The organism is Microbacterium sp. Bi121 (assembly GCF_918698005.1).
In the GTDB taxonomy this organism is placed as follows: domain Bacteria; phylum Actinomycetota; class Actinomycetes; order Actinomycetales; family Microbacteriaceae; genus Microbacterium.
Map to the genome: position 1 here is coordinate 80,840 of NZ_CAKKLJ010000006.1, position 21,795 is coordinate 102,634.

25 protein-coding genes are annotated in these 21,795 nt (G+C 67.1%); 13 read left to right on the forward strand and 12 right to left on the reverse strand.

The features are described from left to right. Positions 1–14: 14 nt before the first annotated feature. Positions 15–902: a UTP--glucose-1-phosphate uridylyltransferase GalU gene (galU, locus tag LQZ87_RS11030; protein WP_230103523.1), complete on the reverse strand. Its 888-nt coding sequence runs from the start codon at positions 900–902 to the stop codon at positions 15–17. Positions 903–953: 51 nt separating this feature from the next. On the opposite strand from galU, the gene LQZ87_RS11035 reads away from it, so the two are divergent. From LQZ87_RS11035 to mscL, 3 genes are read left to right on the forward strand one after another with little or no spacing between them, the layout of a single operon-like run. Beyond that, the gene (locus LQZ87_RS11035; RefSeq protein ID WP_230103524.1) at positions 954–1,550 is read left to right on the forward strand and encodes a 5-formyltetrahydrofolate cyclo-ligase; all 597 of its coding nucleotides are present in this window, start codon (positions 954–956) and stop codon (positions 1,548–1,550) included. 17 nt (positions 1,551–1,567) lie between these two features. After that, positions 1,568–1,840 carry an FmdB family zinc ribbon protein gene (locus tag LQZ87_RS11040; protein WP_230103525.1) on the forward strand — a complete coding sequence of 91 codons (273 nt, stop codon included), beginning with the start codon at positions 1,568–1,570 and terminating at the stop codon, positions 1,838–1,840. Between the two features lie 27 nt (positions 1,841–1,867). Beyond that, positions 1,868–2,299: a large conductance mechanosensitive channel protein MscL gene (gene mscL, locus LQZ87_RS11045; protein ID WP_230103526.1), complete on the forward strand. Its 432-nt coding sequence runs from the start codon at positions 1,868–1,870 to the stop codon at positions 2,297–2,299. 60 nt (positions 2,300–2,359) lie between these two features. On the opposite strand, the gene LQZ87_RS11050 is transcribed toward mscL, so the two are convergent. Both LQZ87_RS11050 and LQZ87_RS11055 read right to left on the reverse strand, forming a co-directional pair. Continuing rightward, the gene (locus LQZ87_RS11050; RefSeq protein ID WP_230103527.1) at positions 2,360–2,569 is read right to left on the reverse strand and encodes a hypothetical protein; all 210 of its coding nucleotides are present in this window, start codon (positions 2,567–2,569) and stop codon (positions 2,360–2,362) included. Continuing rightward, positions 2,562–6,224, reverse strand: coding sequence for an AAA family ATPase (locus LQZ87_RS11055; protein WP_230103675.1), 3,663 nt, complete (start codon positions 6,222–6,224; stop codon positions 2,562–2,564). The genes LQZ87_RS11050 and LQZ87_RS11055 overlap by 8 nt, the downstream gene beginning before the upstream one ends. Positions 6,225–6,435: 211 nt before the next feature. Between LQZ87_RS11055 and LQZ87_RS11060 the strand changes: the two genes are divergently transcribed. Beyond that, a complete protein-coding gene (locus tag LQZ87_RS11060; RefSeq protein ID WP_230103528.1) occupies positions 6,436–6,948 on the forward strand; it encodes a methylated-DNA--[protein]-cysteine S-methyltransferase in 513 nt (170 codons plus the stop codon). An 84-nt stretch (positions 6,949–7,032) separates the two neighbouring features. Here LQZ87_RS11060 and LQZ87_RS11065 read toward each other — a convergent pair whose 3' ends face one another. Both LQZ87_RS11065 and LQZ87_RS11070 read right to left on the reverse strand, forming a co-directional pair. Further along, positions 7,033–8,667, reverse strand: coding sequence for a cation acetate symporter (locus LQZ87_RS11065; RefSeq protein WP_230103529.1), 1,635 nt, complete (start codon positions 8,665–8,667; stop codon positions 7,033–7,035). Beyond that, positions 8,664–9,011: a DUF485 domain-containing protein gene (locus tag LQZ87_RS11070; protein WP_230103530.1), complete on the reverse strand. Its 348-nt coding sequence runs from the start codon at positions 9,009–9,011 to the stop codon at positions 8,664–8,666. The genes LQZ87_RS11065 and LQZ87_RS11070 overlap by 4 nt, the downstream gene beginning before the upstream one ends. Positions 9,012–9,159: 148 nt before the next feature. On the opposite strand from LQZ87_RS11070, the gene LQZ87_RS11075 reads away from it, so the two are divergent. Beyond that, complete coding sequence (locus tag LQZ87_RS11075; RefSeq protein WP_230103531.1) at positions 9,160–9,987, forward strand: LuxR C-terminal-related transcriptional regulator; 828 nt, start codon at positions 9,160–9,162, stop codon at positions 9,985–9,987. Between the two features lie 76 nt (positions 9,988–10,063). Beyond that, positions 10,064–10,405 (forward strand): Lsr2 family protein, encoded by a 342-nt coding sequence (locus LQZ87_RS11080; RefSeq protein ID WP_230103532.1) that lies wholly within the window; start codon positions 10,064–10,066, stop codon positions 10,403–10,405. 6 nt (positions 10,406–10,411) lie between these two features. On the opposite strand, the gene LQZ87_RS11085 is transcribed toward LQZ87_RS11080, so the two are convergent. Continuing rightward, positions 10,412–10,984 (reverse strand): MarR family transcriptional regulator, encoded by a 573-nt coding sequence (locus LQZ87_RS11085; RefSeq protein ID WP_230103533.1) that lies wholly within the window; start codon positions 10,982–10,984, stop codon positions 10,412–10,414. A gap of 70 nt (positions 10,985–11,054) precedes the next feature. Between LQZ87_RS11085 and LQZ87_RS11090 the strand changes: the two genes are divergently transcribed. Beyond that, the gene (locus tag LQZ87_RS11090) at positions 11,055–13,232 is read left to right on the forward strand and encodes an MMPL family transporter (RefSeq protein ID WP_230103534.1); all 2,178 of its coding nucleotides are present in this window, start codon (positions 11,055–11,057) and stop codon (positions 13,230–13,232) included. A gap of 12 nt (positions 13,233–13,244) precedes the next feature. On the opposite strand, the gene LQZ87_RS11095 is transcribed toward LQZ87_RS11090, so the two are convergent. After that, positions 13,245–13,625, reverse strand: a complete 381-nt coding sequence (locus LQZ87_RS11095) for a hypothetical protein (RefSeq protein WP_230103535.1) — start codon at positions 13,623–13,625, stop codon at positions 13,245–13,247. A gap of 126 nt (positions 13,626–13,751) precedes the next feature. Between LQZ87_RS11095 and LQZ87_RS11100 the strand changes: the two genes are divergently transcribed. Continuing rightward, entirely contained in the window at positions 13,752–13,958 is a 207-nt protein-coding gene (locus LQZ87_RS11100; RefSeq protein WP_230103536.1) for a hypothetical protein, read from the forward strand. After that, positions 13,955–14,206, forward strand: a complete 252-nt coding sequence (locus tag LQZ87_RS11105) for a hypothetical protein (protein ID WP_230103537.1) — start codon at positions 13,955–13,957, stop codon at positions 14,204–14,206. The genes LQZ87_RS11100 and LQZ87_RS11105 overlap by 4 nt, the downstream gene beginning before the upstream one ends. Here LQZ87_RS11105 and LQZ87_RS11110 read toward each other — a convergent pair. Both LQZ87_RS11110 and LQZ87_RS11115 read right to left on the reverse strand, forming a co-directional pair. Next, entirely contained in the window at positions 14,193–14,513 is a 321-nt protein-coding gene (locus tag LQZ87_RS11110; RefSeq protein WP_230103538.1) for a hypothetical protein, read from the reverse strand. The two genes, LQZ87_RS11105 and LQZ87_RS11110, sit on opposite strands and share 14 nt — an antisense overlap. Before the next feature lie 144 nt (positions 14,514–14,657). Next, positions 14,658–15,602: an AraC family transcriptional regulator gene (locus LQZ87_RS11115; RefSeq protein ID WP_230103539.1), complete on the reverse strand. Its 945-nt coding sequence runs from the start codon at positions 15,600–15,602 to the stop codon at positions 14,658–14,660. Positions 15,603–15,736: 134 nt separating this feature from the next. Here LQZ87_RS11115 and LQZ87_RS11120 point away from each other — a divergent pair, with 134 nt between their 5' ends. Both LQZ87_RS11120 and LQZ87_RS11125 read left to right on the forward strand, forming a co-directional pair. After that, positions 15,737–16,249 carry a hypothetical protein gene (locus tag LQZ87_RS11120; RefSeq protein WP_230103540.1) on the forward strand — a complete coding sequence of 171 codons (513 nt, stop codon included), beginning with the start codon at positions 15,737–15,739 and terminating at the stop codon, positions 16,247–16,249. Then, positions 16,246–17,223: a cation transporter gene (locus LQZ87_RS11125; protein ID WP_230103541.1), complete on the forward strand. Its 978-nt coding sequence runs from the start codon at positions 16,246–16,248 to the stop codon at positions 17,221–17,223. Before LQZ87_RS11120 ends, LQZ87_RS11125 begins: the two co-directional genes overlap by 4 nt. Here the strand turns inward: LQZ87_RS11125 and LQZ87_RS11130 are convergent. Both LQZ87_RS11130 and LQZ87_RS11135 read right to left on the reverse strand, forming a co-directional pair. Then, a complete protein-coding gene (locus LQZ87_RS11130) occupies positions 17,174–18,535 on the reverse strand; it encodes an APC family permease (RefSeq protein WP_230103542.1) in 1,362 nt (453 codons plus the stop codon). The genes LQZ87_RS11125 and LQZ87_RS11130 overlap by 50 nt on opposite strands. A gap of 70 nt (positions 18,536–18,605) precedes the next feature. Next, entirely contained in the window at positions 18,606–19,604 is a 999-nt protein-coding gene (locus LQZ87_RS11135; RefSeq protein ID WP_230103543.1) for a YihY/virulence factor BrkB family protein, read from the reverse strand. Positions 19,605–19,743: 139 nt separating this feature from the next. Between LQZ87_RS11135 and LQZ87_RS11140 the strand changes: the two genes are divergently transcribed. Together LQZ87_RS11140 and LQZ87_RS11145 are read left to right on the forward strand one after the other, a co-directional pair. Next, entirely contained in the window at positions 19,744–20,919 is a 1,176-nt protein-coding gene (locus tag LQZ87_RS11140) for a zinc-dependent alcohol dehydrogenase (RefSeq protein WP_230103544.1), read from the forward strand. 23 nt (positions 20,920–20,942) lie between these two features. Continuing rightward, a complete protein-coding gene (locus tag LQZ87_RS11145) occupies positions 20,943–21,194 on the forward strand; it encodes a hypothetical protein (RefSeq protein WP_230103545.1) in 252 nt (83 codons plus the stop codon). A 16-nt stretch (positions 21,195–21,210) separates the two neighbouring features. Here the strand turns inward: LQZ87_RS11145 and LQZ87_RS11150 are convergent, their stop codons facing one another. Further along, the gene (locus LQZ87_RS11150) at positions 21,211–21,480 is read right to left on the reverse strand and encodes a hypothetical protein (protein WP_230103546.1); all 270 of its coding nucleotides are present in this window, start codon (positions 21,478–21,480) and stop codon (positions 21,211–21,213) included. Between the last annotated feature and the right edge of the window lie 315 nt (positions 21,481–21,795).

Consider the following 21,795-nt stretch of genomic DNA (forward strand, 5'->3'; position numbering starts at 1 on the left):
CCCCGCCGGAAGGCCTAGAGGCTCTCGGCGAACTCCTTGAGCCACGGCCGCAGGTCGTCGCCGAGGTCGTCGCGGTCGGAGGCGAGCTGGACGATCGCCTTGATGTAGTCGACGCGGTCGCCGGTGTCGTAGCGGCGACCGCGGAAGATCACACCGACGACGCCGGGTCCGTTCGGATCGGCGGCCAGCTCCTGCAGGGCGTCGGTCAGCTGGATCTCGCCGCCCTTGCCCGGCTCGGTGCGCTCGAGGATCGGGAAGACCGACGCCGGCAGCACGTAGCGGCCGATGACGGCGAGGTTCGAGGGCGCATCCTCCTTGGCCGGCTTCTCGACGAGCCCGGTGACCCGCACGATGTCGTCCCTGTCGGTGGACTCGACGGCCGCGGCGCCGTACATGTGGATCTGCTCGGGGTCGACCTCCATGAGGGCGACGACCGTGGCACCGGTGCGCTCGTGCTCGGCCATCATCGTCGTGATGAGCTCATCGCGCTCGTCGATGAGGTCGTCGCCGAGCATGACGACGAACGAGCTGTCGCCCACGTGCGTCTTGGCGCGCAGAACCGCGTGCCCGAGCCCCTTGGGCTCGCCCTGGCGGACGAAGTGGATGTCTGCGAGGTCGCTCGACTTCATGACCCGCTCGAGGCGACCGGTGTCGCCCTTCTCGGTGAGTCGCACCTCGAGCTCCGGCACGGAGTCGAAGTGGTCGGAGATCGCGTTCTTGTTGCGCCCGATGATGACGAGGATGTCGTCGATGCCCGCAGCTGCGGCCTCTTCGACGACGTACTGGATGGCCGGCTTGTCGACGACCGGCAGCATCTCCTTCGGCATCGCCTTGGTCGCCGGAAGGAAGCGCGTGCCGAGGCCCGCTGCCGGAATGACTGCCTTGATCGACTGCTTTCCCATCTGGCCAGCTTACTGGGGGCGGGCATCAGCACCGCCACGTAGAATCTCAGCATGTCGCCCGACGTCGAACAAGAAAAGCGCGCACTGCGCGCCGACCTGCGCGAGCGCCGCCAACTGCTCTCGGATCAGCAGCGCGAGGCAGCGGCATCCGGCATCACCGAGCAGCTCGATGCGCTGGTCTCCGCGCACGAGGCGCACTCGATCTCATGCTTCCTGTCGACGACGACCGAGCCCGACACTCGCGAGTTCATCACCGGCGCCGTGCGTCGCGGCATACGAGTGCTCCTGCCGATCACCCGCGCCGACGGCCTGCTCGACTGGGCCGTCGCCGACGACTCCGATGAGATCGCCGAGGGCATGTTCGGGTTGCCCGAACCGACCGGGGAGGTCCTCGGTCCGATCGCCGTGAACGACGTCGACCTCATGATCATCCCCGCCGCCGCCGTGGATGCCGAGGGCACGCGACTCGGCTGGGGCCGGGGATACTTCGACAAGACCATCGGATCCATGGAGAACTGCCCGCCCGTGTATGCGGTGACTTATGATTCCGAAGTACTCGACTCCCTTCCGCGGGAGCTGCACGACCAGCCGGTATCGGGCGTCGTGACTCCCACGCGAACCCTCCATCTGTCGCCGCAGCGACACTGAGCCATACAGAGACGCACATGCCCACCTACGCCTATGCCTGCACGTCGTGCGACCACGCCTTCGATGCTGTGCAGTCCTTCTCAGACGACGCGCTGACGCTCTGCCCCGAGTGCGGCGGAGCGCTGCGCAAGCAGTACGGATCGATCGGGGTGACCTTCAACGGATCCGGCTTCTATCGCACGGATTCTCGGAGTGGCGGTGGCGAAAAGCCCCGTTCATCGGCATCATCGAAGACGGAATCGTCGACGAGCGCCAAACCGGCGCCCGCGGCGGCGCCGGCCTCGACCTGAGGTCAGAACACACCTACGGGGGTTCCCATGTTCCAGGGATTCAAGGAATTCATCACCAAGGGCAACGTCATCGACCTCGCGGTCGCGGTCGTCATCGGCACGGCGTTCACCGCCATCGTCACCGCGGTCGTCGACAGCATCATCACCCCGCTCGTCGCACTGTTCTACCAGCCGGACGACTCGGGCAATTTCGGCCCGACCCTGACCGGCCTCTACGGCCAGCAGGTCACCTTCCCGCTCGGCAGCCTCATCACCGCCATCATCAGCTTCCTCGCTGTCGCACTCGTCGTGTACTTCGTCTTCGTCGTTCCGATGAACAAGTACAAGGAGCGCCAGGCTGCCAGGAACCCCGCCGTCGAAGAGGAGACCCTGCCCACCGAGCAGGAGCTGCTAATCGAGATCCGCGACGCTCTGCGCAGCGGTGCTGCCGGCACCGCAGGCACCGCTCCACGCCTCTGAGTACGAACCTGCAACGCCGAAAGGGCTCCCGCGCAGCGGGGGCCCTTTCTTTCTTGTATCTCAGTAGTGCGGGGGAACGTCGCGAAACAGCTGATCGTCGTTCGCGCCCTTCGCACCCCGCCGCTCCGGCCGCTCGGACTTCGGCGGCACGTCAGGGGCAGGGTCGGTGCCGGCGACGGGTGTCAGGCGGGCGCGGCGACTGCCGGCGACGCGGACGATCCGCTGACGCTGCGGCTCAGCGGCATCCACAGGGGAATCCTGGTCAGACATCGCCCGGCAGGTCGATCGGCTGCGTGTCCGTCTCGGCCCGCACGGCATCGGGAGCGATGCCGAGGACGGCGGCGATCCGGGATGCGGCGGTCACGGGGTCGCTGTACAGGTCGAAGGCGTGCACGCGCACATAGTGCCACCCGAGGCGTCTGAGTACGTGCGGTCGCAGACGAATGGTCTCGCGCAGCGATTCACCGAGCGTCTCCGGATCCGACTCGATCACGACGGCCTTGCCGTTGTGCTGAGCGACCAGCGGCAGGAGTCCGCGATAGTCCACGTCGACGGAGGCTCCCAGTCGACGCAGCTCGCGGGCGAGGGCCAGCGTGAGCGGATCCGCGAGGTCCTCCAAGCGGGAGTCCCTGCCCCGTGCGGCGAGGCCGCCGAGGATCGACATGAGGGTGGATGCTCCGTGCTCGAGGCGCCCGTCGTCGAACGAGGACGGGCGGATCGACGACACGATGACCATCGATCGCCGCGCACGCGTCATGCCGACCGTCAGCAGCCGCTCGCCGTCTGGTGTCGACAGATCGCCGAAGTCGCTGAGGACCCGGCCGTGCTTGGTGAGGCCGTAGCCGAGCGAGAAGATCACGCGATCGCGGCTCTCCGCGACCGACTCCTCGAGGGTGAGCACGGCGAACGGCTCTGCGGTGTCGCGGCCGACGAAATCAGCGACGTCCGAGCGCCCGGCGAACGCCGTCGTCACAGCAGCACGCACGCGCTCGGCGTGTCGGGCGCTGGCGGTGATCACCATGAGCGACTCGGACGGACGGTGCACGGCGTGCTCGACGACGAGGGTGACGACGCGCGCGACCTCGGCATCCGGGCTCTCCACGGCACCGGATATCGGGTCCGGTGCGCCGACTCCGCCTTCGACGTAGTCGACGGTCAGACTGCCACGGCCGAGGTACGAGCCCGCCCACGGGAGCGACACGATCTCTCCCCCGTAGAACGCATCGTTGATGAGCTCGGCCAGGTCTTCGCCACCCGCGCGGTAGCTCCGCGTCAGGGTCATGACGGGCAGCAGCTCGGCAAGGCGCTCGAACACCGAGGTCTCGTCGAACGGCACCTCGGCCTCCCACTCCTCGCCGGCATCCACTGCCGACTCGAACGGGGTGGGCCGCTGGGTGACCGGATCGCCGAACGCGACGACCTGACGAGCGCGACGGATCGCCGGCGCCGCCTCAGCGAGGTTGATGGCAGCGGCATCCACGAGCAGCACCGTGTCGAACTCGACGGAGTCGGGGATCTCGGGGACGAGGTAGGGCGACGCGATCCACGCCGGGGCCAGGACGTTCATGAGCGTCGGTGCGGCCGACACGATCTCGGCCGTCGTCGGCGTGCCCTGGGTGAGTGCCCGGCGCAGGTTCTGCGACTCGGTCGGCTCGTCGACGATCGCGATCCGCCACTGGTTCGCGAGCTGCCAGGCCAGCAGCGGACCCGCCATCGCGGCATGAGCCTCGTCGACCAGACGGAAGTCGCGCTCGAGTCGATCGACGACTGCCGTGTTCGCGCCGAGCAGCGCCCGGTTCTCCTGCAGAGCGCGCTCGAGCAGCGACTGCCACCAGGCGAACTCGAGCTCGTCGGCGACGCGGTCGTCCGCGACGTGACGCACCGAGAGGTCGGCGAGCAGGGGCTCGAGGCCCAGCGTCGCCAGTTCGTCGCGGATCGTCGCGCGTTCGACGATGTTGTCGAACACATCCGATTTCGCGGCGAGACCCGCCAGCGTGCGCACCAGGCGCTCCACGGGGAGCGTCGCGAGGGGTTCGCGGCGACCGAGTGCGGCATCCAATTCGGACAGCCCGGCTGCCACCCGCTGCCACGACGAGTAGACCTCGCCGAGGCCCAGCGGGATCTCCGGCGCCACACCCGCATCGACGAACCGCTGCCACTGCGTGCGCTGCTGCTGGATGCGCAGCAGTGCCTCGTGCATCTCGGCGATGTGCACGCCCGGCCGGACGTACTCCTTGGCGAGGCGGCGCAGGCGCCGACGGTTGGCTCCGGACATCGCGGGTGCATCGCGGCGGGAGCCGTGCGCCTGGATGAGCTCCCCCAGGGGGCGCTCGAAGACGGTGGGGCTGAAGCGGTCGAGCGAGTCGCGGATTCCCTCGAGCAGGCGCACGTACTCGCCCAGCTCATCGATGGTCGCGAAGGGGCGCATGCGCGTCTGCGAGATCAGCGCGTAGCCGCGCTCGAGCAGGTCGGGAACGCTGGTGGAGTGAAGACGACCGGCGAGCTCGTGCGCGGCCCGCGCGTCCTGCGTGCTGCGGAAGTTGACCCCGTACCACGGCGAGTCGTTCGGGCCGAAGCGGAACTCGCCGAGCCTGGCGGCCTGGACGAGTGCGGCAGCGGCAGCACTCCGATCGCCCGCGAGGCGCCGCAGCGTGTCGGCGTTCAGTCGCGCGGTGGTCGCCGGAGGCGTCGGCAGCGAGGCGAGCCTGGTCAGTTGACGCGTCGCATCCAGGACGGTCGCGCCGAGGCCGTCGATCGGCGCGCTCAGCGACTTGCGATAGTCGATCAGGACGTTGCGCAGTCGAACGAGCGCGTCGTCGACCTCGCTGACCTTCGGGGTCGTCGCCTTCTCGTTGCGGCCGATCGCGCGCACGAGATCGCGGCGGATGCTGGCGGGCGAGACTGTGAGGCTGTCCAGGCCGATGCCGCTGAGGCGGTGACGGACGCCGTCCAACGTGGATCGGCGGGCAGAGACGACCAGCACGCGCTTGCCGGCGCGGACCAGCTCGCCGAGCGCGTTGATGACCGTCTGGGTGCCGCCGGTTCCCGGAAGGGTCGATACGACCAGGGAGTGACCGGCTGAGATGCGGGCGAGCACGGACTCCTGTTCGGCGTCGGCGTCCAGCAGGAGGGTGTCGGACGCTGGAGCGCGTTCGTCCGGGCCGGTGATGTGCGGGAGCGGGCGGGCTGCGGTTACCTGTTCACGGTCGGCATCGTGGCCGGCGAGCGCGTTCAGCAGCCTGTGGTCGAGAAAGCGGCTGTCGCGCGCCAGCGATGCGCCGACGTCGGCGAACGTCGAGACGACCAGACGCGGCAGCACGGCGAACGTGTCGATCGACTGGGTGGCCGCGCGCAGCCGGTCGATCACGGGCTGCGGCTTGAAGATGCCGCCGTCGTACGCGAGGGACGCCAGTGCCTCGGCGTCGATGGTGATGCCGAAGTGCTCGCGTGCGATGCGCACGAGCTCGGGGTTGACCACGAAAGCGCCCTGCAGCTTGAGCTCGTAGTCGGTGTGGTGGCGGCGGATGGCCAGCGGGCGCAGCAGCACCGGAGCCGCGAACTCCGCGCCGCCGATGCGCCAGCTCGCGATGCCGACGGCGAGATGGACCGCGTCGATCCCCCTGACCATTCGCAGCTCGGTGTGCTTCGCGGTGATGCGCTCGGCGGCCAGACGCGCTGTGCGCAGTCCGACCTCGTCGCGGAAGAGATTCGACAGCAACGTCGACTTGCCGGTGATGAACTGCGGCAGGCTCCCCGGGTGCGCCTTCGAGATGTCGATGCCGCCCTCGACCGTGTCCCGGTAGGTGATCAGCGGCGAGGGTCCGCCGAGGTCGGCGGCTTCGGCGCGCAGCCGAGTGCGTTCGGCGTCGGCGATGTGCGCGACCACGACGGCGGTCGGGTCACTCTGCTGATCGCCGATCATCATCGCGGCATCCGCTGCCGCGGCATCCGCGGCCTTGTCTTCACGTCGCCACACATAGACAGACTAGGCTCCGGTGTCCCACGCACCCTGTATCCTGAGCGGGTTTCACCGGATTGGCCCACATCTCCTCCACATCGGAGGGTGTTCAGCGGCTTCTCCCCCACTCGTGAGATCTCGGCCGCTGCGAGGTCGACACACGGTTCAGGATGAGCGCATGACATTCCGCTACGACTTCGCACCCACTCCGTTCGGCGACGCGCTCGTCGTGTTCTCCGACGAAGGCATCGTCCGGTTCGATCTGTCCGAAGCGGTCGATCCGTCGGTGCCCTGGCTGCTCGAGGCAGTCTCTGCCCGGCTGCACGACACACCTGTTCCCGACCCGGGCGCCGCCGACGAGCTCGCGCACCTTCTCGACGACTACTTCGCCGGATCGCCGGTCGCATTCGACGAGCATGTGCGGTTCGACTGGCGACTCGTCGACGGGTTCCACAGGACAGCGCTCCAGACGATCGCCGCGATCCCCTGGGGCGAGACGATGAGCTACGGCGAAGTGGCGGTGGTCGCGGGCAGCCCTGGTGCGGCACGGGCTGTGGGCACCGCGTGTCGGATCACCCCGTTCTCGATCATCGTCCCCGTCCACCGCGTGGTGCGCTCGGACGGCAGCCCTGGTCAGTACGGCGCGCACCCCGAGCACAAGCGCTACCTGCTCGACCTCGAGCGGGCGTAGACAAGGCGGGAACCCCTGGCGCGTGGGCCGCCAGAGGTTCCCGCCTCGAGCTCATCGCGGTGAGCAGGGCTCAGCGAGACGAGGTCAGTGATCGACCGCCTTCTCGGCCCCGAAGCCGGTCAGCGAACGCACCTCCATCTCGGCGGCCAGCTCCCGCGACTCGGTGGCACGACTGGTGATGGTGCCCAGCCAGCCGAGGGCGAACCCGAGCGGGATCGAGACGATACCTGGGTTGTTGAGCGGCCAGATCGCGATGTCGATCGACGGGATCATCGCCGTCTCCGATCCGGAGAACACCGGCGAGAGCACGATGAGGATGATCGCCGAGCCGAGTCCGCCGTACATGCTCCAGACGGCGCCGCGGGTGTTGAACCGGCGCCAGAACAGCGAGTACAGGATCGTCGGCAGGTTCGCGGATGCCGCGACCGCGAAGGCGAGCGCGACCAGGAACGCGATGTTCTGCCCCTGCGCTCCGATGCCGCCGACGATCGCGAGGATGCCGATGACGATCACCGTGCGTCGGGCGACCTTCACCTCGGCGTTCGGATCTGCGTCGACGGGCGTGCCGTCGGCATTCTTGCGTCCCTTCTGGATGACGTTCGCGTAGATGTCGTGCGCGAACGACGCCGCAGCCGTGATCGTGAGGCCGGCGACGACCGCGAGGATCGTGGCGAACGCGACTGCCGAGATGAATCCGAGAAGCAGCGGTCCTCCGAGGTATTGCGCCAGCAGCGGCGCCGCCGAGTTCACACCTCCGGGAGCCGCCTGGATCACCTCTGGACCGACGAGCGCCCCCGCGCCGTAGCCGAGCACCAGCGTCAGCAGGTAGAAACCGCCGATCAGCCAGATCGCCCACACCACGGAGCGACGGGCCTCCTTGGCCGTCGGCACCGTGTAGAAGCGCATCAGCACGTGCGGCAGGCCCGCCGTACCGAGCACCAGTGCGAGGCCGAGCGACACGAAGTCCAGCGGGTTCGCGCCGTACTGGAGACCCGGTGCGAGCACGGCGTCGCCCTGCGGCGAGGCTGCGACAGCAGACTCGAGCAGCGTGTTCAGGTTGAAGCCGTTGATGGCCAGCACCCAGATCGTCATCACGATCGCCCCGCCGATCAGCAGGAACGCCTTGACGATCTGCACCCAGGTCGTGCCCTTCATCCCGCCGATCAGGACGTAGATGATCATGAGAACGCCCACGACGGCGATGACGACGGACTGGCCGATCCGCCCCTCGATGCCCATGAGCAGCGAGACGAGCCCGCCGGCTCCGGCCATCTGCGCCAGCAGGTAGAAGAAGCAGACCGCGAGCGTGGTGATCGCGGCGGCCATCCGAACGGGGCGCTGCTTGAGCCGGAACGACAGCACGTCGGCCATCGTGAACTTTCCCGTGTTGCGCATCAGCTCGGCCACGAGCAGCAGCGCGACGAGCCACGCGACGAGGAATCCGATCGAGTAGAGGAATCCGTCGTATCCGTTCACGGCGATCGCTCCGCAGATACCGAGGAAGGATGCTGCCGACAGGTAGTCTCCGGCGATCGCGAAGCCGTTCTGCGGGCCGGTGAAGGATCGACCGGCCGCGTAGTAGTCGGCTGCGGTCTTGTTGTTGCGGCTCGCACGGATGACGATGAAGAGCGTCACCGCGACGAATGCCGCGAAGATCGAGATGTTCAGGATCGGATTGTTCTCACCGCTCGGGGCGGCGGCCAGGTGAACGATATTCATGACTGCGCCTGCGCATTCTCGAGGTCTTCGCGGATCGCCGCAGCCTTGGGGTCGAGCTTTCGGTTCGCGAACGACACATATGCCATCGTGATGGCGAATGTCGTGACGAATTGCCCGAGTCCGAGCAGCAGGCCGACGGTGATATCGCCCCATACTCGCTGGCCCATTAATTCGGTCGCGTATGCGCCGAGCAAGACATAGACGAAATACCAGATAAGGAACAGTGCAGCGAGAGGGAAGATGAATGAACGCTGCGTGCGTTTCAGTGCTTGGAATCGGGGTGATTCCTCGACGGCGACGTAGTCGATTCCACCGCCGGACTCATCAGGGATTCGGTCAGTCATGGGGCCTCCTTGCCTCATGTCGGATCCTCGCGCGGTGAGACCCGCGCGAGTGGTAGGGTCGACGCTACGAAACGGGGGCCAACGCCGTCACCCCCGAAAGTCGGTACCGAGGAGCACAACGATCGCACTTGATCCGGACGCTGATCTCGTGACACATGCCGTGCGCGAGCTCGCTCGACGCACCCGCTTTCCCGTCGCTTTCGGGGGCTTGTTCGAAGACGGCGTGGTGTCGGTGACGAGCATCGTCGGTACGCGCACCCGGAGCATCGAGGGGCTGGGAGTGCGGCCCGACCGTGGCCTCGGCGGGCGGGCGATGTCAGAGCTGCGACCGCGGATGACCAGCGACTACGGCGCATCGCGGCACATCACCCACGATTACGACGAATTCATCCTCGGGGAGGGATTGCGCACTCTTCTCGCCGTCCCGATCGTCGTCGGCGGCCGCTCACGTGGTGTCCTCTACGCCGGCGCGTGGAAGGAAGCACCGGTCGGCGGCGTGACGACTGCTCCGGCGATGAACGTCGCCGACGACGTCGCATCCGAGTTGCGCATCCGTGATGAGGTCGACCGCCGCGTACGCGCACTCGCTCCGCAAGGGCAGATCCTCTCGTCATCGGATCGAGAGGAACTGCGGGAGAGCTTCGCCGAGCTGCGCAGCATCTCCGCCGAGGTCACCGACTCCGCTCTGCGTACGCGGCTGAGTCGACTCGAGAAGACGCTGCTCACCTTCGCCGGTGACGCCACCCCGGCGACCGGTCCGATCACACGCCCGATTCCGACCGTGCAGCTCTCGCCACGCGAGACCGATGTGCTCGCCTGCGTGGCGCTCGGCGGCACGAATGCCGAGATCGCCTCACAACTCGGGCTTCGTGAAGGAACGGTCAAGGCGTATCTGGGAACGGCGATGTCGAAATTGGACGCATCGACAAGACATGCCGCAGTCGCACGTGCTCGACGAGCCGGAATTCTTCCCTGATATCAGACGGCTGAATTCCCGAAGAATGCGTTCGGGAACATTGTCTCCGCGCATTCCTCCTGCGTAAGCTGAGTGAATGGCTCGACGAATTGTGCACCAGCTGGTTGATGACATCGACGGAACCGTTCTCGGGGTCGGAGAAGGTGAGACCGTTCACTTCTCCCTGAACAGCACCGCATACGAGATCGACCTGACGACCGAGAACGCGGACGAATTCCGAAAGGCTCTCGAGCCGTACATCGCGGGTGCCCGTCGCGCCTCGGCGGCCGGCGCGCGATCAGGATCAGCTCGCAAGCGATCGGCAGCATCTCCCGAGACCGCCGCGATCCGCGAGTGGGCCAACGAGAACGGCCACCAGGTCTCGGAGCGCGGACGCATCCCTGCGACTGTCATCGAGGCGTACCGCGCCGCGCACTGACCGGCATCATTCTTCTGCGGAGATCGCCCACGGCTCATCGCCGAGGGCGATCTCCGTCGTCATATCCGCGAGGAACCGGGTGATGATCTCGCGCTCGGCCGGAGCGAGTCGGGCCGCGGCTGCGAACCGACGGGCGTGCTGACGCCCGACCGTCTCGATCGCCGAGCGCCTCGTCGCCGCTGTGATCGCGATCGCGAGCGCCCGCCGGTCGGACGGGTGCGGGGATCTCGTGACGTGGCCTCCCCGCTCCAAGCGGTCGAGCAGCTTGGTCGTCGAAGCCGTGGAGATGCCGAGGTGAGCCGCCATCGCACCCGGCGTCGCGACAGACCCGCTGTTTTCGCAGGCGATGAGGAAATGCAGCGCCCGCATGTCGGTGCTGTTGAGTTTCATGTACCGCAAGGACGCCTCCGAGATCTTCTGCTCGGCCTCCCGCAACTCCCCCAGCGCGCGCATGAGCGCGCTGATCTGGCGGACGTCGGCCGCCGACACGGCGCTCCGATCGATCAGCTCGCCGTGAGGATCGCTGACATCCACGTCGTAGACGCCGGATCCCGATTCGAAGGGAGGAACCTCGGACATGGTGACGATGCTACCTCCAACTTGTTTCCTGCTAGGCTTACCTCTTGCCTGGCTAGCTAAATGAGGTCCCATGCCGAAGAACACCGCATCCACGACTCCGCGTACCCGCGTGCGTCGCCGATCATGGGCGCGCGCACTCGTCCCAGCTCTTCTCATCATCGCGTGGCTCGTCGCGGCCGGCATGGGCGGCCCGCTCTTCGGCAAGGTGAGCGAGGTCTCCTCGAACGACCAGACCAGCTATCTGCCGACATCGGCTGAGGCCACCGAGGTGCAGAACCTGCTGGGCGAGTTCAACGACTCCGATGCCATCCCAGCCGTCGTCGTCTTCGTCGGCGACGGCGCGCTCGACGACGACCAGCTCTCCGCCATCGACAGCGCCATCGAGAACGCCCCGGATGTCGACGGGGTCTCCGCCGAGGTCTCCCCCGGCCTCCAGTCCGAGGACCGCCGTGCCGTGCAGGCCTTCATCCCCATCTCCAGCGATGCGGACCTCGGCGACACCGTGGAGGCCCTCGGTCAGCACCTGCGCGACGCTGCGCCGACGGGCGTGAGCGTGTATGTCACCGGACCGGCCGGCTTCTCCGCGGATCTGGTCGCCGGCTTCTCCGGCATCGACGGCCTGCTGCTCGCCGTCGCCCTCCTGGCTGTTCTCGTCATCCTGATCCTGGTCTACCGGTCGCTGCTCCTGCCGGTCGTCGTCCTCTCGACCAGCCTGTTCGCGCTATGCGTCGCACTGCTGGTCGTCTGGTGGCTGGCCAAATGGGAGATCCTGCTGCTGAGCGGTCAGACCCAAGGCATTCTCTTCATCCTCGTGATCGGCGCGGCGACGGACTACTCGCTGTTGTTCGTATCCCGGTTCCGGGAGGAGCTGCGCAGCACGAAGGACAAGGGCGCGGCGATCATATCCGCCTGGAAGGGCTCGCTCGAGCCGATCGCAGCGTCCGGCGGAACGGTGATCGCCGGGCTCCTCTGCCTGCTGCTCAGCGATCTGAAGTCGAACAGCACACTCGGCCCTGTGGCCTCCATCGGCATCGTCTTCGCGATGCTCTCAGCGCTCACCCTGCTTCCTGCCCTGCTGTTCGTGTTCGGGCGCGCGGCCTTCTGGCCCCGGCGGCCGAAGTTCGAACCCGACATCGTCACCGCGGAGCGCGGGATGGCCGGCACCGGGCTCTGGGCGCGCCTCGCCGGCGCCATCGGGCGTCGTCCACGTCTGATCTGGATCGTCACGTCGCTCGTGCTCATCGCCGGCGCGGCCGGGATCACGCAGCTGAACGCCTCGGGGGTTCCGCAGTCCGACCTCGTGCTCGGCGCCTCACAGGCCCGCGACGGCCAGGTGGCGCTCGGCGAGCACTTCCCCGGCGGTTCCGGAAGCCCCGTCTACGTGGTCGTGGCCGAGGAGTCGCTTCAGGATGCCGCTGATGTGCTGCTCGCCAATGACGGCATAGACGCCGTCGCAGTCACCGCATCGGACTCGCCGAGCGGGTCGGCGAGTGTGACCGAAGACGGCATCGCCGCGTTCGGCCCTCCGGGAACGCCGACCCCGGAGCCGACCATCGTCGACGGCGACGTGCTGCTGCAGGGCACTCTGAGCGCTGCAGCCGACTCCGACGCGGCTGCCTCGACAGTCAGAGAATTGCGCACCGACCTGACCGATTCGCATGCGCTGGTAGGCGGGGTGACCGCCACTCAGGTGGATACGAACGACGCCTCGATCCACGACCGCAATCTGATCATCCCGTTGATCCTCGTCGTGATCCTGGTCATCCTCATGCTGCTGCTGCGGTCTGTGCTCGCCCCTGTGCTGCTGGTGCTGACCACGGTGCTGTCGTTCGGCACGGCCATGGGCGTGTCGGCCCTTGTCTTCAACGGGATCTTCGCCTTCCCCGGCGCCGACCCCGCAGTGCCGCTCTACGGCTTCGTGTTCCTCGTCGCGCTGGGGATCGATTACAACATCTTCCTCATGACCCGCGTGCGCGAGGAGGCACTCAAGCACGGAACCCGCGAGGGCGTGCTCCGTGGCCTGTCCGTGACCGGCGGCGTCATCACATCAGCCGGGCTGGTCCTGGCCGCGACGTTCGCAGCCCTCTCCGTCATCCCGATCCTGTTCCTCCTGCAACTGGCGTTCATCGTCGCCTTCGGAGTTCTGCTGGACACGCTCGTCGTCCGTTCGCTGCTCGTCCCGGCGCTGGCATACGACATCGGTCGCGCGATCTGGTGGCCGTCCGCACTGCGACGCGGAGAGCGCTGACGCCGATCGGCCTCAGATGAACGCGGGGATCATCGACAGGATGAATCCGACAGCCCCGAGCGCCGTGAACACGATCCCCAGCGTGGTGAAGAGCTTCCGCAGCACGGGCGGATCGAGGCGCGCATGGCTCGGATCGCGCACGCTGACGAACCCCCGGTGCCAGCCGTCGCCGACGTGCTCACCGGCGGAGAGGGCCCGTTCGTGGAAGTCGCCGCCGGCGAACCACCGCAGGATGGTCCCGTCCGCGCGCTCGACCACGGCGATGTCGGCGCCTTCCCAGCGCCCTTCGGCCAAGGCGATCATCCCGGCGATCACGAGGAGCGGGATGCCGATCCCCAGCCCGATCCACGACACGACCTCGCCGACGATGGCGAGGGTGTCGATCGGACTCATTCGCTCATTCTAGAAGGCGGGCGTGGCGCGGAACGCACTTATAGTCCGCCGATCGACTCCGGTCAACCGGGTCTGCGTCGGACAGGCGCCTGCGTAGCATCCGGAGCATCGACGAAAGGTGAAGTCATGTCCAATCCCCCCATTCCTCCGTTGCCATTCCCCGACGACGACCGCGTGGCGGCCGAGGGCGTCCCGGAACCAGGCGTCGATCCGGCCACCGTCGATGACGACGGCGAGCGCACGATCGACCCCGACATCGACGACGATCAGGTCGACAGCGCGGAGGCAGATCGCCTGGCCGCCGGCGCAGAACCCGAAGAAGGTGCACTATGAGCGGCATCGGAGATCAGGGGATGCGCCCACCGGACGTCGAGAAGGCCCCCGCCGAAGGCGCCGACGACGAGACGAAGAAAGACCGGCCGGACGACGAGACCGAGCAGGTTCCCGCCGGCCGTGCAGGCGCCGACTCCGGTTCCGCCGACAGGGTGCGGATCGATCCGGATGACGAGTCGCAGATCCCGGACACATCCGAGATGAACGACACCCCCGGTGTGGGACCCGGCGACCCTAGCTCTCAGTGACCACGCTCTCCACGTGCTCGTCGATCAGGGTGATGCCGCCGCTGGAGCTGGCCGAGTTCGCGAGATCCTCGACCCATTGACGGCTGATCGCGGGCGCCTCCGGCGCGTCGAAGACGAACCGCAGAGGAATCGACGGGTGAAGCCAGATCGTGCTGCGGCCATTCGCTTCGGTCTCCGGGTGCGGCCATGAGAGCGTGAAGCTCTCGTTGCGCCGCAGCTTCGTCGCGATCACGATCTTGAGATGCGCCAGCGCACGATCCTCGATGTTGATGGGCTCGGCCGAATCGCCGTAGTAAAGGCTCCCCATGACGTCTCTGCTCTCCTGATGCCTCACGGCGCTGCAGAACTGCTGACCCGAAGGCCATGCGCCTGCTCTGAATCTAACCGTCCGACGCCGCGCGCCCCGGCTCGGACTCGAGGCAGGTGCATTCCGCGCACATTCAGTGCGCCGTCAGTCACCGCGCCCACGGCGCAGGGCCTGCGAAGGTGCGACACCGTAGACGTCTCGGTATGCGGTCGCGAATCGGGAGGGATGCGCGAACCCCCAGCGTCGCGCGATCTGACCGACGGTCGATGCGCGGCCGCGCAGCAGCTCTCGGTGCGCGCCGTCCAGGCGCGCTCTGCGAAGCTGCTCGGCCGGGGTCGTGTCGAGGGCGCGACGAAACGCGTACTGGAGTCCTCGCGTGGACATGTGGACGGCGACGGCGATGTCATCGACCGTGATGTCCCGGTGGGCGTTCTGGTCGATGAAATCGAGTGCACGACGCACCGTCGTGGGCGCTGGGCGCAGTTGCGCCGCCCCTTCGAGCGCCTCCCCGAAGCCGGTATCGAAGGCGGTGAGCGTCGCCCACAGCGCGTGTCGGCGAAGCCCCGCGAGGATCAGGTCGTCATCGGGTGATGCCTGCCCGAGCGATGCGGTCAGATAGGCGTACGAGCGCTCCCATTGGGCGGCTGCATCACGTCCGACCGGTCCGAGTTCCCTCACGCGCAGACGATACGCGTCGTTCCCGCTCATTCGACGAGCAAGATCCTGCGCGGCAGTTCGGTCGAAGATGAGTGCACTGACCTTCGCTGCTGCATCCCATCGGGCCCAGACCTGACGGCCGTCCGTCATCCAGGGCAGGTGCGCGTCGACGTCGGCGTGCCCCGAGCCGAGTTCGACGCGAGGCGAGTCGACACGGCAGACGAGGATTTGATCGTCCGGCTCGACAACCGAGCGCACCTCGGCGGCGAGCTCGTACTGCACCAGCGTCATATCCGGAGTCTCTGCCGAGAACCAGTCGAAGGCGAAACGCGTGGGGTCCACGTTCTGAAGAGCCGCGGACGGGACGAACTGCTTCCAGGTCTCCTCAACGCGCGAAACGTCCTTCGATGCGAAGCGCAGTGTGGACAGCATCCCGTTCCTTCTCCGTTCTGATTCAGGCCTCACTCGGACAGTATCCGAGGTTTCATGCCTCGGCCGCCATACCGGCGTCGTCCGTCACGGTCAAGCGTCTTGCCGCGCCCTGTGCCCAAGACGAGACTGCCCTCATGACCGTCATCACACCGCGACGAGGCAGCCTCTTGCGCCGTCGTGTCAGACGCGCGTCTGCCGCCGCCGCTCTCTCCCTCATCACCCTGTCCGTCGCGGCGTGCGGGGTGACCGTTCCGACTGACCCGGACGGCACGCTGGAATCCGTGACGGGTGCGACCATGCACGTGGGCGTCACTCCCGACCCCGGCCTGGTGGTCGTCACCGGCGACGAGCCCAGCGGGCCGCTCGTCGATCTGGTGGAGGGCTTCGCCGCGTCGATAGACACGCGCATCGAATGGAGTGCGGGCGCCGAGGAGACTCTCGTCGGCGATCTCGAGTCCGGGAGGATCGACCTCGCGATCGGCGGGTTCACCGATCAGACCCCGTGGGCCGATCGAGCCGGAATCACCCGTGGGTACAAGAACATCGAAGGGTCGGACGGCCGCACTCTGGTCTTCCTCGTGCCGCTCGGTGAGAACGCGTTCCTCTCGAAGCTCGAAGCCTTCCTCGATCAGGAGGTCGGATCATGAACCCGAGTCACCAGTTCGGCCGCACCGATCTGCCACCCGAGCAGCAGGTCGCGCTGAAGAAGGCGGTGTTCTGGGAATGGTTCACGATCGCGTACACCACCTGCACGATCACGCTGGTGGCCTTCGTCGTGGGCAACTCACAGGCCATGCGCACGGCCTGGATCGAGGACATGCTCTCGCTGATCCCGCAGGTCGCCTTCCTCGTCGCTCTCATATTCGTCCGCCGCAGGCCCGACAAGAAGCACCCCTACGGCATGCACCGTTCGATGGGGATCGGCCACCTCGTCGCCGGCGTCGCGCTTCTCACGGTCGGTCTCAACCTCGCTTTCGAAGCCGTGACGGGACTGATCGCCGCGGAGCACGCGACGATCGGCACCGTGCAGCTGTTCGGCCAGACGATCTGGCTCGGCTGGCTGATGGTCGGCGTCATGGTGCTCGTCGTCGTGGGGCCGGTGTTCATCTACGGTCCGGCGAAGGCGAAGCTGGCCCCCGTGCTGCACAACAAGCTGCTGTTCACCGATGCCGACATGGCCAAGGCCGACTGGCAGACGAACGCGGCATCCGTCGTCGGTGTGCTCGGGATCGGTGTCGGCGTGTGGTGGCTCGACGGCGTGGCGGCCGTGTTCATCTCGCTCGGGATCATCCACGACGGGTTCCGAAACACCAAGTCCGCCGTCGTCGGCCTCATGGATCAGCGCGCCACGACCTACGACGACAAGGAGCCGCATCCGCTCGCCGCGCACATCGTCGACACCCTGCGATCATTGCCGTGGATAGCCGACGCGGCGGTGCGCATGCGCGACCAGGGTCAGGTGTTCCACGTCGAGGCGTTCGTCGTGCCTCGGAAGCGCCGGGTGTCGCTGCGTCACATCGATGAAGCATCCGAACGGATCGCCGCTCTTGACTGGAAGGTGCAGGACGTCGTCATCGTCCCGTCCGATCGTCTGCCTGACGAAGCGGATGCTGCGCGGTGACGCCCTTCTCCCGGCCCCGGCCCCACTGCGCCAGCAGGTAGAGCACGACGCCGACGGCGAGCAGGATCGCACCGAACAGCCACACCTGCGGGCGCTGCTGGGTCAACAGCAGGATGCAGGAGGCGATGCCCAGCACCGGCACGAACGTCCAGACGCGGAAGTGCTCGTGCTCCACCCGGTCCCGACGCAGGACGAGCACGGAGACGTTCGCGCTGATGAAGACGAACAGCAGGAGGAGCACGACGGTCTCTGCGAGCGTGGCGAGATCCCCGACGAGTGTCAGCAGGATCGCAACCAGGGTCGTGGCGAGGATGGCGACCCACGGCGTCTTGCGTTTCGGCAGCACTCGCGCGAGGGCACCAGGGAGCAGCCCCTGTTCCGCCATGCCGTAGGCGAGGCGGCTGGCCATGATCATGGTGAGCAGCGCACCGTTCGCGACGGCTATGAGCGCGATCAGACTGAACAGCCAGGAGGGGATGCCGACTCCGGTCGCCTCGACGACGGCGAGCAGCGGCCCGCTGGAGCCCTCGAGCTGCTCCGGCGGAAGAGCCGCCGAACTCGCCAGTCCGACGAGCACGTAGACGACTCCTGCCGTGATGAGAGCTCCGAACAACGCACGCGGGTAGGTCTTCGACGGGCTCTTCACCTCCTCGATGACATTCGCGGACGTCTCGAATCCCACGAAGGAGTAGTACGCGATGATCGCTCCCCCGAGCACCGCGAAGCCGACCGGCGTGGCTTCGGGCGCCTGGGTCACCCTCGTGACATCTCCGCCGCCGCCGGCAACGAAGACGCCGACGACGACGATCACGATCACGAGACCGCTCACCTCGATCGCCGTCATGACGAGGTTCGCCCCCATCGACTCGCGGATGCCGCGGGCATTGAGCGCGGCGACGATGGCGAGGAAGACCATCGCGACGGGGATCACCGGCAAGGCGAAGAAGGTCTGCAGGTACTCCCCCGCGAATGCGATGGCGAGCCCCGCGGCGCTGACGACACCGGCGGCCATCATGCTGAAACCGACCAGGAACGACAGGATGCGACTGCGGAACGCGCGTTCGGCGAACACCGCGGCCCCGCCGGCGCGCGGGTACTTGGTCACCAGCTCCGCATAGGAGCCCGCTGTCAGGAGCGCCAGCAGCAGTGCAAGCAGGAGCGGCGCCCACAGCATCCCGCCGACCTCGGCGGAGAGCACACCCATCAACGCGTAGATCCCCGCACCGAGCACGTCGCCGAGGATGAAGGCGAACAGCAGCGGCCCGGTGATCGCGCGCCGCAAGCGAGAGGGAACCTTCGAATCGTTCGTCATCCCGCGACCCTATTGCGGACGTTCTCTCCCCGCATCGGGCTTGACAATCATGCCGCGGATGAGCCGAACGTCAGCCGCGGATCCGGCGGGCCCGTGCCTCCTCACGGCGATCACCGCGCACGCTCTTCGCGATCCGCCGGGCATCCCGCAGCGGCACCTGCACCTGAGCCTCGGCCGGAATGCCCGCCCGCAGCTGGCGGACTCTCTCCACCTCCGCATCGAACTCCGCGCCGACGAGGATCGCCATGTTCGCGATCCACAGCCAGAGCGCGAAGATGATCACCCCCGCGAAAGCCCCGTAGAGCCGGTCGTAGTCGGCGAGCGTGGAGACGTACAACCAGAACCCGAACGAGGCGAGCAGCAGCACGATGAGTGCTGCTGCAGCGCCGAGACTCATCCAGCGGAACCTCGCCGGCTCGACGTTCGGAGCGAAGTAGTACAGGAACGCCAGTACGAAGACGGCTATCGCGGCCAGGAGCGGCCAGCGCAGGACTTGCCAGACGAGCAACGTCACATCGCCGAGCCCGAATGCCTGCCCCAGCGTCTCTGCGACGCCGTCGGTGATGGACAGTATGACCGCCATCAGCGCGGTGCAGATGATGACGACGAGGGCGATCAGGAGCTGCCCTCCTTTCAGCCGCCACACCGGGCGGCCCTCTGCGACGCCGTAGATGCGGTTCATGCCTCGCCCGAGAGCGGCGACGTACCGGGCGACGGCCCAGAGCGTCAACGCGAGGGCGAAGAGGAGCAGGAGGCCGGAAAGACGCGCCTCGGCGATCTGGCCGATCGCGTCGCGCACCGCTGCAGCCGAGGCATCCGGCGCCAGGGCACGGACGACGTCGACAACGATGCTGGCGGTCTCCTCACCGCGTCCGAGCAGGCTGACGATCGAGAACGAGACCATCACAGCCGGCACCAGGGCGAGCACGGAGTAGAACGTGAGGCTCGCGGCGACGTCGGGGCAGTCGTCGGCGCCGAACGCTCGAAGAGCGCGCCGCACCGCCAGCCGCCATGATCGTCCGTCGATCTTCGCCGGGGATTCGGGTTCGGCAGCGTGCTCTGACGTCATGACGGGCTCCTGACTCTGTTGCCTCGACTCTGCGCCTCTGCTCGGCACAGAGCACTCCCCTTGACATCCCGCGCTGTGGTGGCGAACCCTGATTGTCAACCCTGTTCGGTGCACGCGTGGTCTCGGCGAAGGTGTAAGCATGAAGGCACTCAGCTGGCAGGGTAAACGCGACGTCCAGGTCACCGAAGTCGACGATCCACAGATTCAAGAGCCGACCGACGCGATCATCCGCGTCACTTCATCGGCGATCTGCGGGTCCGACTTGCACCTGTACGAATTGCTCGGTCCTTTCCTCGATCGCGGTGACGTGCTCGGGCATGAGCCGATGGGAGAGGTCATCGAGGTCGGCGCCGATGTGACGCAGCTCAAGATCGGCGATCGCGTCGTGATTCCGTTCAACATCGCCTGTGGACACTGCTTCATGTGCCGCCGAGGCCTGCAATCCCAGTGCGAGACGACTCAGGTGCGCGAGTACGGCAGCGGCGCCGCTCTCTTCGGGTACACGAAGCTCTACGGTCAGATCCCGGGCGGACAGGCAGAGTACCTTCGGGTGCCGTTGGCCGACTACAACCACGTCCTCGTGGGGAGCGAACTCCCCGACGACCGGTATCTGTATCTCAGCGACATCCTGCCGACGGCGTGGCAGGGGGTCGAGTATGCGCACGTTCCCGAGGGCGGGACGCTCGCGGTGCTCGGTCTCGGCCCGGTTGGTCAGCTCGTGTCGCGCATCGGCACGCATCGCGGCTTCCGCGTACTCGCGGTGGATCCGGTCCCGGAGCGACGCGCGATGGCTGAGCGTCACGGCATCCTCACCTATGACCTGACGGACACGGTCGTCGAAGAATTGCGTGATCTGACCGATGGCCGCGGCGCGGACTCCGTCGTCGACGCCGTCGGGCTCGAAGCGCACGGCGCTCCCGGCGTGAAGTTCGCCCAGCAGGCGATCGGGTTGCTCCCGGATGCCGTGGCGCGAGCGGCGCTCGACAAGGCAGGAGTCGACAGACTCACCGCACTGTATGCCGCGATCGACCTCGTTCGTCGCGGGGGAACGGTCTCGCTCAGCGGCGTGTACGCCGGCGACGCCGACATCCTTCCGATGAAGACGATGTTCGACAAGCAGCTGAGCCTGCGCATGGGCCAGTGCAATGTGAAGCATTGGATCGATGATCTGCTTCCGTTGGTCGAAGACCCGGCGGACCCGATCGGCGTGATGGATCTCGCGACGCATCACGCGCCGCTCGAGGATGCTCCCGGCCTCTATTCGACTTTCCAGCGCAAGGAGGACGGCTGCATCAAGGTCGTCCTCAACCCCTGACCCACGACGAAAGGAAGCGCATCATGAGCGATTCGACGACCGATCCCGAAAGCAATACCCCGGCTGAGCCGAAGCGCCCCGATCCGGAGCAGATGCCGGACGCCGAGGAGATGCAGGAGCCGAGCGCGGAGAAGGACCCCGGTGAGGAGCCCAAGGCCCCTGCTCGCGAGGAGCCCGAACCCAGCCATGAGGCGGTCGGCATCGGCATCATCGGACGGCCGCAGGTCGAACCCGAGCTGGGTGACGAGGGCGAAGGGACGGATGACGCCGAGTAGCGTCGGGCGCGCGCCGTTACAGATCCCAATCGCTCATCGCGCCGCTCGGGTGCAGATGCTCGGGCGTGGACGACTCCGGCCGGACGGTGATCACGACCCTCGACTGAGGCGAGACGAGGACGGAGACGAGGTGCGCGCTGTCGGCGAGGTCGACGAACGTCGGCCTCGACTGCGCGGCTGCTTGGATCTTTGACATGACGTCGACCAGGTCGAGATCTCGCCCGAGCGTGTACTCTCTGCCATCGATCTCGACGTAAGTCGTTGTGCGCCTGCTTTCCCCGTCCATACGAAGAGGGTAGAAGGGCGCATTGGCGGACACTGAGGGCCTTGCGGGATGCTGCAGGAGAAGGTACATGCGCCGGGAAGGCATCGAGTCGCCCCCAGGATCGACTCGGCGGAAGCTATGGCTGCCGACGGCGTCTGATGATCTGGATGAAGCTCGAGACGGCGAGCAACACCATCGCCACAACGGTGAACCAGAGGGTGCCGCCCACCACGCCAGTCAGGATCAGCACAGTACAGAGGATGGCGTAGGAGCCCCCGAAAGTCAGGCCAATCCAAGTCATTGTCGGGTTCACCTCGCGTTGTCGCATACCTCCAC